Origin of the sequence: Herbaspirillum lusitanum P6-12 (assembly GCF_000256565.1) — a bacterium.
GTDB classification, from domain to species: Bacteria; Pseudomonadota; Gammaproteobacteria; order Burkholderiales; family Burkholderiaceae_D; genus Herbaspirillum; species Herbaspirillum lusitanum.
The window spans coordinates 1-9,288 of the sequence record NZ_AJHH01000169.1; the positions used below are offsets into that span (position 1 = coordinate 1).

At 59.2% G+C, this 9,288-nt stretch carries 9 protein-coding genes; all 9 read right to left on the bottom strand.

Annotated features, from left to right (window positions below; translation table 11 throughout):
• Window positions 1-173 precede the first annotated feature (173 nt).
• On the bottom strand, window positions 174-1,550 hold the full coding sequence (locus HLUSI_RS0105795; protein WP_016833072.1) for a UDP-glucose dehydrogenase family protein: 1,377 nt from the start codon (window positions 1,548-1,550) through the stop codon (window positions 174-176).
• 32 nt (window positions 1,551-1,582) lie between these two features.
• Window positions 1,583-2,758, bottom strand: a complete 1,176-nt coding sequence (gene lapB / locus HLUSI_RS0105800; RefSeq protein WP_016833073.1) for a lipopolysaccharide assembly protein LapB — start codon at window positions 2,756-2,758, stop codon at window positions 1,583-1,585.
• A gap of 12 nt (window positions 2,759-2,770) precedes the next feature.
• Window positions 2,771-3,097: a LapA family protein gene (locus HLUSI_RS0105805; RefSeq protein WP_029363179.1), complete on the bottom strand. Its 327-nt coding sequence runs from the start codon at window positions 3,095-3,097 to the stop codon at window positions 2,771-2,773.
• Window positions 3,098-3,304: 207 nt separating this feature from the next.
• Entirely contained in the window at window positions 3,305-3,610 is a 306-nt protein-coding gene (locus HLUSI_RS0105810; protein ID WP_007876341.1) for an integration host factor subunit beta, read from the bottom strand.
• A 13-nt stretch (window positions 3,611-3,623) separates the two neighbouring features.
• Window positions 3,624-5,339: a 30S ribosomal protein S1 gene (rpsA, locus tag HLUSI_RS0105815; protein WP_083830855.1), complete on the bottom strand. Its 1,716-nt coding sequence runs from the start codon at window positions 5,337-5,339 to the stop codon at window positions 3,624-3,626.
• A gap of 173 nt (window positions 5,340-5,512) precedes the next feature.
• Entirely contained in the window at window positions 5,513-6,175 is a 663-nt protein-coding gene (cmk, locus tag HLUSI_RS0105820; protein WP_016833076.1) for a (d)CMP kinase, read from the bottom strand.
• A gap of 54 nt (window positions 6,176-6,229) precedes the next feature.
• Window positions 6,230-7,561, bottom strand: a complete 1,332-nt coding sequence (gene aroA, locus HLUSI_RS0105825; protein ID WP_029363181.1) for a 3-phosphoshikimate 1-carboxyvinyltransferase — start codon at window positions 7,559-7,561, stop codon at window positions 6,230-6,232.
• Window positions 7,562-7,650: 89 nt separating this feature from the next.
• On the bottom strand, window positions 7,651-8,547 hold the full coding sequence (locus HLUSI_RS0105830) for a prephenate dehydrogenase (protein WP_016833078.1): 897 nt from the start codon (window positions 8,545-8,547) through the stop codon (window positions 7,651-7,653).
• A 12-nt stretch (window positions 8,548-8,559) separates the two neighbouring features.
• Window positions 8,560-9,288: pyridoxal phosphate-dependent aminotransferase (locus HLUSI_RS0105835; protein WP_016833079.1), on the bottom strand; the 729-nt coding region annotated here is incomplete at its 5' end.

Below are 9,288 nucleotides of genomic sequence, written 5' to 3' on the forward strand. Positions count from 1 at the left end.
CGCCCAGACGTTCTTCGCGACGCTCGACACGCACCACAGGCACCGGTGCTTCCGGCGAAATGCGATTGACTTCACCGAACCAGTAACGATCCAGCATGACGTCGCCGACGATCAGGATGCGCGCATTGCTCAAGGTTCCCGGTGGATTGCCGGAATTCAGAATTGTCATCGAGTTAACTCTTGGTCAGGATGGAGCGACCGATGCCGTGATATTCAATACCGGCATCCGCCATGACTTGCGGTTCGAACAGGTTACGGCCGTCAAAAATCACCGGCGCCTTGAGCTTGCTCTTGAGCTGGTCGAAATCGGGGCTGCGGAAGGCTTTCCATTCAGTGACGATAGCCAGCGCATCGGCGTCTTGCAGCGCATCCATCGGGCTTTCGCTGAAACGGATGCGGTTCAGAATACTTTCGTCGTCATTGAAGTCCAGCGCCAGTACACGCCTGGCTTCCTTCATGGCGACCGGGTCGAACACCGCCACCGTGGCGCCGCGCGCGATCAGCTCGCCGAGCAGCACACGCGACGATGCTTCACGCATGTCGTCGGTATTGGGCTTGAACGCCAGGCCCCAGACTGCAAAATGGCGGCCTTGCAGGTTTTCGCCGAAGCGCGCCACAATCTTATTGCCGAGCACATGCTTCTGATTGTTGTTGACCTGCTCGACGGCGCGCAGGATGTGCAGCTCCTGGCCGTAGGCGCGCGCAGTGCGTTCCAGCGCCTGCACGTCCTTGGGGAAGCAGGACCCGCCGTAGCCGCAGCCGGCATACAGGAAGCTGTGGCCGATGCGCGGATCGGAACCGATGCCGTGGCGCACCGCCTCGATATCGGCGCCGACCTGGTCCGCCAGGTTGGCCAGTTCGTTCATGAAAGAGATGCGTGTCGCCAGCATGGCGTTGGCGGCGTATTTCGTGAATTCGGCGGAACGTACGTCCATCCAGTAAGTGCGTTCATGGTTGCGATTGAACGGCGCGTACAGCTTTTTCATGGCGGCGTAAGCCTGCATGCCTTCGGCGGTATTGTCGTGGCCGATGACGATGCGGTCGGGACGCATGAAGTCTTCGACGGCGGCGCCTTCCTTGAGGAACTCCGGATTCGACACCACCGAGAACTTGGCCTCAACATTGCCGCGCTGCTGCAGTTCCTGTGCAACTGCCGCGCTGACCTTGCCGGCGGTACCGACCGGTACGGTCGACTTGTCGACGATCACCTTGAAGCCGGTCATGTGCTTGCCGATGTTGCGTGCGGCAGCCAGCACGTATTGCAGATCGGCCGAACCGTCCTCGTCGGGCGGCGTACCGACGGCGATGAACTGCACGTCGCCATGCGCCACGCTGGCGGCCACGTCGGTAGAAAACGTCAGGCGTCCGGCGGCGCGATTGCGCGCCACGACGTCTTCCAGACCCGGCTCGTGAATGGGAATGCCGCCGTTGTTGAGGATGTCGATCTTGCTCTGGTCGACGTCAAGGCAAAATACGTCGTTGCCCAATTCAGCCAGGCAGGCGCCTGTAACGAGACCGACGTAGCCGGTGCCAATGATGGTGATTTTCATAAATTTTCTACAGGTGCGAGTGCGTGAGCACTCTAGTTCATCACGTTCAATTCTTCAGTACGGCGCGGCGGATAGGTTTCCCAATGGTTACAGCCGGGGCAATGCCAATAGAACTGGCGCGCCTTGAAGCCGCAATGGGTACATTGGTAACGCGCCAGTTTTTGCGTATAGCTGTGCACCAGCGTCTTCACCACTGCCAGTTCCGGACGTATTTCCGCCGGCGCGTTCAACATGCGCGCCTCGAGGAATTTGTCGAGGCCAAGCAAGGTCGGCGTGCGGCGCAACTCGTCGCTGACAAGTTGATTCGCTGCTTCCACGCCTTCCAGTTCGAGCACCGCCTTGAACACCACTTCCAGCAAATCAATCGATGGCGCTTCAGCCAGGTAAGAGCGCAGCAGATTCAGGCCTTCTTGCATGCGTCCCACCGCCTGGTAGCCGTCGAGCAGTCGCTGCGCCACCAGCGCCGCATGCGGGACGCTTTGGTGCTCGACCCGACGCCAGGCCAGCAAGGCGGCTTCAATGTCTCCCTTGGCGCGGTACACATCACCCAGCAACATCGTTGCGCGCACGCTCTTGCGATCAGTCGCCAGGGCTTTTTCCAACAGGCTCATGGCGGCGTCGGGATGAGTATGCACCAACTCGTCCTCAGCCAGCTCGCAATAGAACTGGGCGATTTCCTTCTGTCGGCCGCCGGCCCCCGCAGCTTGCAATGTCTCTGCGGCCTTGATGGCGCGCGACCATTCTTTTTCGCGCTGGTAGATTTCCAGCAACGCGCGCCCGGCCTGGGCGCCGTATTGCGTGTCGTTGAGCAGATGGAAAGTCTCTTCGGCGCGATCCAGCAGTCCGGCCTTGAGATAATCCTGACCCAGCTCGTATTGGGCATGCGCCTTGTGCTCGGCCGGCAAATCGGGCCGCGCCAGCAGGTTCTGGTGAACCCGGATGGCGCGTTCGGTTTCACCGCGACGACGGAACAGGTTGCCGAGGGCGAAATGCAGCTCCACCGTTTCGGGATCGAGCTTGACGATTTCGATGAAAGCGTCGATGGCCTTGTCGGGTTGCTCGTTGAGCAGGAAATTCAACCCCTTGAAATAGCCGTGCGGCAGCGTGCGCGACTCGGACAGCAATTGATTGATGTCGACGCGGGCGGCAATCCATCCCAGCCCGAAGAAGACCGGAATGCCCAGCAGCCACCAGAATTCAAATTCCATATAAAACCGCGATCAGATGAGGTGCTGTGGGGGAACTACGCTGTCCGGTTGCGGCGGCTGAGTCTGAGCCAGCAACTGAGCCTCGCGTTCCTTCTGCAGCATGGAAAGACTTTTCCTTTGCTTCGACGCTTCGCGACGATGGCGGAGCACCAGCGGCGTCATCGCCAGCACGCCGAGGATGGCGCCGCCGACGAAGCACACCAGCAGCACCAGCACCAACGGATCCGTGCGCTCGTAGCCGAGGAAGAAATGCAGCGTGATTTCCTGCGTGTTTTTCAACGCGAAGAAAAAGAAAAGAATAAAGAGGACCGCCGCAATCAGTCTTGAAATTATCTTCATGGCGCAAATCCTTTTTCGATGTATTGGCCGGCCAGCAGGCACGGCGACAGGGTACTGCCTGACCGCGCGCGCAGGAAGCGCGGCAGATGTGAAATTGTACGTGAAAAAAAACGGCATCCAAAGATGCCGTTCATTTTGTTAAGCGCTATTTACACTCTTATACTCGTAGCGCCCAACTGCTTCGCAGGTATGCCGCGAAGCGTCAACTCAGTCTTCCTTGATGGGTTGCCCCACCATGGCGTCGACACGCTCCCGCAATTCCTTGCCTGGCTTGAAGTGGGGTACCCGTTTTTCAGGCACCATCACTTTGTCGCCCGACTTGGGATTGCGACCGATGCGAGGCGGCCTGCGATTTAACGCAAAGCTGCCAAAACCACGGATCTCGATGCGCTGGCCGGTTGCTAATGCATCAACCATGGCATCGAGAATGGTCTTGACCGCGTAATCCGCATCCTTGGCGACAAGTTGCGGATAACGCTCAGCCAGGCGAGCGATCAGCTCAGACTTGGTCATTATGCTCGACTGATCAGTTCTTGTTGTCGAGCTTTGCCTTCAGCAGTGCACCCAGGCTGGTGGTACCGGAAGCCGCGCTGGAGTCCGAAGACATCTTTTGCATTGCTTCCTGAGTCTCAGCGTTGTCCTTTGCCTTGATCGACAATTGGATGCTGCGTGCCTTGCGGTCGATGTTGATGACCAGCGCTTCAACGCTGTCGCCGACCTTCAGGTGTGTACCCGCATCTTCAACGCGATCGCGCGAGATTTCAGATGCACGCAGGTAGCCTTCGACTTCTTCCGACAACTGGATCACTGCGCCCTTAGGCTCGACCGACTTGACCGTACCGTTGACCAGTGCGCCCTTGTCGTTCATTGCAGCGAAGTTGTTGAACGGATCGCCTTCCAGCTGCTTGACGCCCAGGGAAACGCGTTCGCGCTCGACGTCGATTGCCAGAACAACTGCTTCCAGTTCGTCGCCCTTCTTGAACTTGCGCACGGCTTCTTCGCCGGTTTCAGTCCAGGACAGGTCGGACAGGTGAACCAGACCGTCGATGTTGCCGGTCAGGCCGATGAACACGCCGAAGTCAGTGATCGACTTGATGGCGCCCTTGACCTTGTCGCCCTTCTTGTGGGTGATCGCGAAATCATCCCATGGATTCGCCTTGCATTGTTTCATGCCCAGGCTGATACGACGACGCTCTTCGTCGATTTCCAGAACCATGACTTCCACTTCGTCGCCCAGTTGAACAACCTTGTTAGGCGCGACGTTCTTGTTGGTCCAGTCCATTTCGGAAACGTGCACCAGGCCTTCGATACCTTGCTCGACTTCGACGAATGCGCCGTAGTCTGTCAGGTTGGTGACCTTGCCGAACAGGCGTGTGCCTTGCGGGTAGCGACGGGACAGACCTGTCCATGGGTCGTCGCCCAGTTGCTTGACGCCCAGCGAAACGCGGTTCTTCTCTTGATCGTACTTGAGGACCTTGGCAGTGATCTCTTGACCGACTGTGAGCACTTCCGATGGGTGACGCACACGACGCCATGCCAGATCGGTGATGTGCAGCAGGCCGTCGATGCCACCCAGATCCACGAACGCGCCGTAGTCGGTGATGTTCTTGACGACGCCGGTAACCACGGTGCCTTCTTTCAGGGTTTCCATCAGCTTTTGACGCTCTTCGCCCATCGACGCTTCGATGACGGCGCGACGCGACAACACGACGTTGTTGCGCTTGCGATCCAGCTTGATGACCTTGAATTCCAGGGTCTTGCCTTCGAAAGGCGTTGTGTCCTTGACCGGACGTGTATCCACCAGCGAGCCTGGCAGGAAGGCACGGATGCCGTTGGTCAGAACGGTCAGGCCGCCCTTGACCTTGCCATTGACAGTACCAACGACGATCTCGCCGGACTCCATCGCTTTTTCGAGCGAGAGCCACGATGCCAGACGCTTGGCCTTGTCACGCGACAGGATAGTGTCGCCGAAACCGTTTTCCAGCGATTCGATCGCGACGGAGATGAAATCGCCGACGTTGACTTCGAGTTCGCCGTTGTCATTTTTGAATTCTTCGATAGGAATGAAGGCTTCGGACTTCAGGCCGGCGTTGACGATAACGAAGTTATGGTCGAGGCGGACGACTTCAGCCGAAATGACTTCACCAGAACGCATGTCTTGACGTGACAGCGATTCTTCAAACAGCGCTGCAAATGCATCAGCGCCAGCGGCTCCAGGAGCCAGGACAGTAGTGGTAGACATAGAATTAAGAAAGGTGTTGGCCAATATCCGGTCGCAACTTGCATAAATCAGACTGCTGGAGATGCATGCAAAAGACGATGAATAATGGGTTTAGGTTTATCAACACGCGCCGGACTTTGCATCAGGCGAGCACCAATGGCGTTACAAAAACAACAAATACAACGACAACAAACTCATAAAGCTGCGTACCAGCTGAGCACCTGCTTGACCGCCTCATCGGCAGTCATGTCGGAAGTATCCAGTAAATACGCACCCTCGGCCGGCTTAAGCGGCGCCGACGCACGATTCATATCGCGCGCATCGCGTTCCCGCAGGTCCTTGGAGAGGTCTTCCATATTAGCAGGAAAACCCTTGTCAATCAATTGCTTATAGCGCCTTTGCGCTCTCGCTTCGACGCTGGCGGTCAAAAAGACCTTCAGTGGCGCATGGGGAAAGATCACCGTCCCCATGTCGCGACCATCCGCGACCAGACCCGGCGCCTTGCGAAAACTCAGTTGCAGGCCGTACAGCGCATGGCGAACCGTTGCCAGAACGGCAATTTTCGAGGCAGTATTCCCCACTTCTTCGGCACGGATGGCTTGAGAAACGTCTTCATTGGCCAGGAAAATATGGCCGCCGTCGAAATGGCAATTAAGGTGCTCGGCGCTCTTGGCCAGACCGTGCTCGTCGTTCATTTCGATGCCGCGGCGGATCGCCGACAACGCCGTCAGGCGATACAAGGCGCCCGAATCGAGATAGTGGAAGCCCAATTGCTGGGCGACTCTTTGCGCCACCGTACCCTTGCCCGATGCGGTCGGGCCGTCAATGGCGATGACGGGAATATTTGCCGTGTTCATGGGAATCCCGCTAGTAGTTAATTCTTGTTGAATTCTTGCCTGGTTTTTGACAAATCAAATCAGTGTCTGCTCAGCAATATGCTGGAACACCCGGAAATAGTCAGGGAAAGTCTTGGCCACGCATTTCGGATCATTGATGCGCACTTGCGTACCGCGGCGCGCGGCGCCATCCAGCGATGCCAACGAGAAACACATCGCCATGCGGTGGTCGTCGTAGGTGTCGATGGTGGCCGGCGTCAGTTGTTGCGGCGGCGTCACGCTCAGGTAATCAGCACCCTCTTCCACGATCGCACCGAGCTTGCGCAGCTCGGTCGCCATCGCGGCCAGACGGTCGGTTTCCTTGACGCGCCAGCTGGCGATGTTGCGCAGCACGCTGGTGCCGTCTGCGTACAACGCAGCCACCGCGATGGTCATGGCGGCATCGGGAATGTGGTTGAAGTCGGTGTCGATCGCTTTCAGCACGCCGTTTGACGACGCCTCAATCCAGTTGTCGCCCATGGTGATGGTCACGCCCATCTGGCGCAGCGCTTCGACGAAGCGCACATCCCCCTGGATGCTGTCCTTGCCGACGCCTTCCACGCGGATCGGGCCGCCGGCGATGGCGCCTGCCGCCAGGAAATACGAGGCCGACGAGGCGTCGCCTTCAACGTGGATGACGTCCGGGCTTTGATAATGCTGACCTGCCGCGATGGTGAAGGATTGCCAACCGTCACGCTGAACATCGACGCCGAAACGGCGCATCAGGTTCAGCGTGATCTCAATGTAAGGCTTGGAAATCAGTTCGCCGATCACCTCGATGGTCATCGGTTCATCCCTGGCCATCAACGGCGCCGCCATCAGCAAGGCCGTCAGGAACTGGCTGGAGACATTGCCGCGCACTTTCATGCGATGTGCATTGAGCAGGCCGCGACGGATATGCAGGGGCGGATAGCCGGGATTGCCGGTGTATTCGATGCGCATGCCGACGTCGTTGAGCGCGTCGACCAGATCGCCGATCGGCCGCTCGTGCATGCGCGGCACGCCGTGCAGCGTGTAGTCGCCGCCGATCACGGCCAGCGCCGCCGTCAGCGGACGGATCGCGGTGCCGGCGTTGCCCATGAACAGATCAGCCTGATGCACCGGCAACACGCCGTCGACGCCGTGCACGATGTAATCCTGGGTGCCTTCGATCTGCTCCCATTTGACCCCGAGTTGCTGCAAGGCCATCAGCATCACCAGCGTGTCGTCGGAGGCCAGCAAGTCCATGATCTTGGTGGTGCCGCGCGACAATGCCGCCAGCAACAGGATGCGGTTGGAGATGCTTTTGGAGCCGGGCAGTTTGACCGTGCCCTGGACATGCGCCACGGGATTGAGGTCAATATGGCGGGGATAGGAAGCTGGCTTCATCGGAAATAGTTGTCTGTGGTGGTTCTGTGGGTTGTTCTGCGGCTGATTCAGGAAATCAGGCGGCATCCGTGCAAAGCGGCGATCCTTGCTCAGTCGCCGCCCTCTTTGTTCTGCCGCTCGGCGGTTTCAATCGCGGCAGTCCAATTGTGCCGCGCCTGCTGGGCATTGGCGTAAATTTTTTCCAGGCCGTCGCTGTCGCGCTCGACCAGCAGCTTGCGCATGCGGATCAGTTGCACCAGGTACGCATCCAGCTCATGCAGCAAGGCGGCGCGATTGGCCAGCGAAATATCGCGCCACATCTCAGGCGAGGAACCGGCGATGCGGGTGAAGTCGCGGAAACCGCTGGCCGCGTACTGGAACAGGATGGGCGCATGCGGCTTGGAAGCGATATCGTCGACCAGTGCATACGCCAGCAGATGCGGCAAGTGGCTGACCGAAGCGAACACCGCGTCGTGCTCTTGCGGGCTGAGGCGATGGATGCTGGCGCCGCAGGCCTGCCAGGCTTGCGCCACGCGTTCGACGTCTTGTTCGGCATTTTCATCGAGCGCCGTGATGACGGTCTTCTTGCCGACGTACAAATCGGCCAGCGCCGCATCGGGACCGTTTTGCTCACGTCCGGCAATCGGATGGCCCGGCACGAATTGTCCGACCTTGTCGCCCAGCGCAAGGCGCGCTGCGGCCACCACATCGGCCTTGGTGCTGCCGGCATCGGTCACCACGGTGCCGAGCTGCAAATGCGGCTCGATGCTTTCCAGGATAGCGCCGGTCTGCGCCACCGGCGCCGCCAGCAAGATCAGATCCGCGTCCCGCACCGCATCGGCAACCGAAGTGCAGGCCTCGTCGATGATTCCCAGCTCTTTCGCACGCGACAGCGATGCCTCGCTGCGGCCGACGCCGACCACATGCGCGACCGCACCGGCTTTTTTCAACGCCAGCGCAAACGAGCCGCCGATCAGGCCGACGCCGAAGACAACAATTTTCTTCACTATCTGCCGCCTTCAGCCCAGGATGGTTTTCAACGCGGCGATGAACGCGGCGTTTTCTTCGGGCAAGCCGACGGTGATGCGCAGCCATTGCGGCAAGCCGTAGTTGCCCACCGGACGCACGATGATGCCCTGCTTGAGCAGCGCCAGATTGACGCGCGCGCCGGCGCCGTCATCGTCGCCGACCTTGACCAGCACGAAGTTGCCGTACGACGGCACGTAGGTCAGGCCGAGTTCATCGAAGGCCTGGATCAATTGCTTGTAACCCTGAGCATTGACCTCGGCGCTTTTTTGCAGGAAAGCCTTGTCGGTGAGCGCGGCAACCGCGGCGGCCTGCGCCAGCGAATTGACGTTGAACGGCTGGCGAATGCGGTTGAGCAGATCGGTCACGCCCGGCTGCCCGATCGCGAAACCGACACGCAGGCCGGCCAGGCCATAGGCTTTGGACATGGTGCGCGAAACGATCAGATTCGGGAAGGTGCGCACCCAGTCGGTCGATTCGTATTGCAGATCGGCCGACAGGTATTCGTTGTAAGCCTCGTCGATCACGACGACCACATGCTGCGGCACGGCCTTGAGGAAAGCCTCCAGCTCGGCCGCCGGCAGGAAGGTGCCGGTCGGATTGTTCGGGTTGGCGATGAACACCAGGCGCGTGTCGTCGGCAATCGCCGCCGCCATGGCTTGCAGGTCATGGCCGAAGTCCTTGGCCTTGACTTCGATGGCGCGCGGCCCAATACTCCATAC

Coding starts and splice junctions, on each gene's coding strand:
- HLUSI_RS0105795 (WP_016833072.1), bottom strand. CDS start 1,550: ATGAAAATCACCATCATTGGCACCGGCTACGTCGGTCTCGTTACAGGC.
- lapB (WP_016833073.1), bottom strand. CDS start 2,758: ATGGAATTTGAATTCTGGTGGCTGCTGGGCATTCCGGTCTTCTTCGGG.
- HLUSI_RS0105805 (WP_029363179.1), bottom strand. CDS start 3,097: ATGAAGATAATTTCAAGACTGATTGCGGCGGTCCTCTTTATTCTTTTC.
- HLUSI_RS0105810 (WP_007876341.1), bottom strand. CDS start 3,610: ATGACCAAGTCTGAGCTGATCGCTCGCCTGGCTGAGCGTTATCCGCAA.
- rpsA (WP_083830855.1), bottom strand. CDS start 5,339: ATGTCTACCACTACTGTCCTGGCTCCTGGAGCCGCTGGCGCTGATGCA.
- cmk (WP_016833076.1), bottom strand. CDS start 6,175: ATGAACACGGCAAATATTCCCGTCATCGCCATTGACGGCCCGACCGCA.
- aroA (WP_029363181.1), bottom strand. CDS start 7,561: ATGAAGCCAGCTTCCTATCCCCGCCATATTGACCTCAATCCCGTGGCG.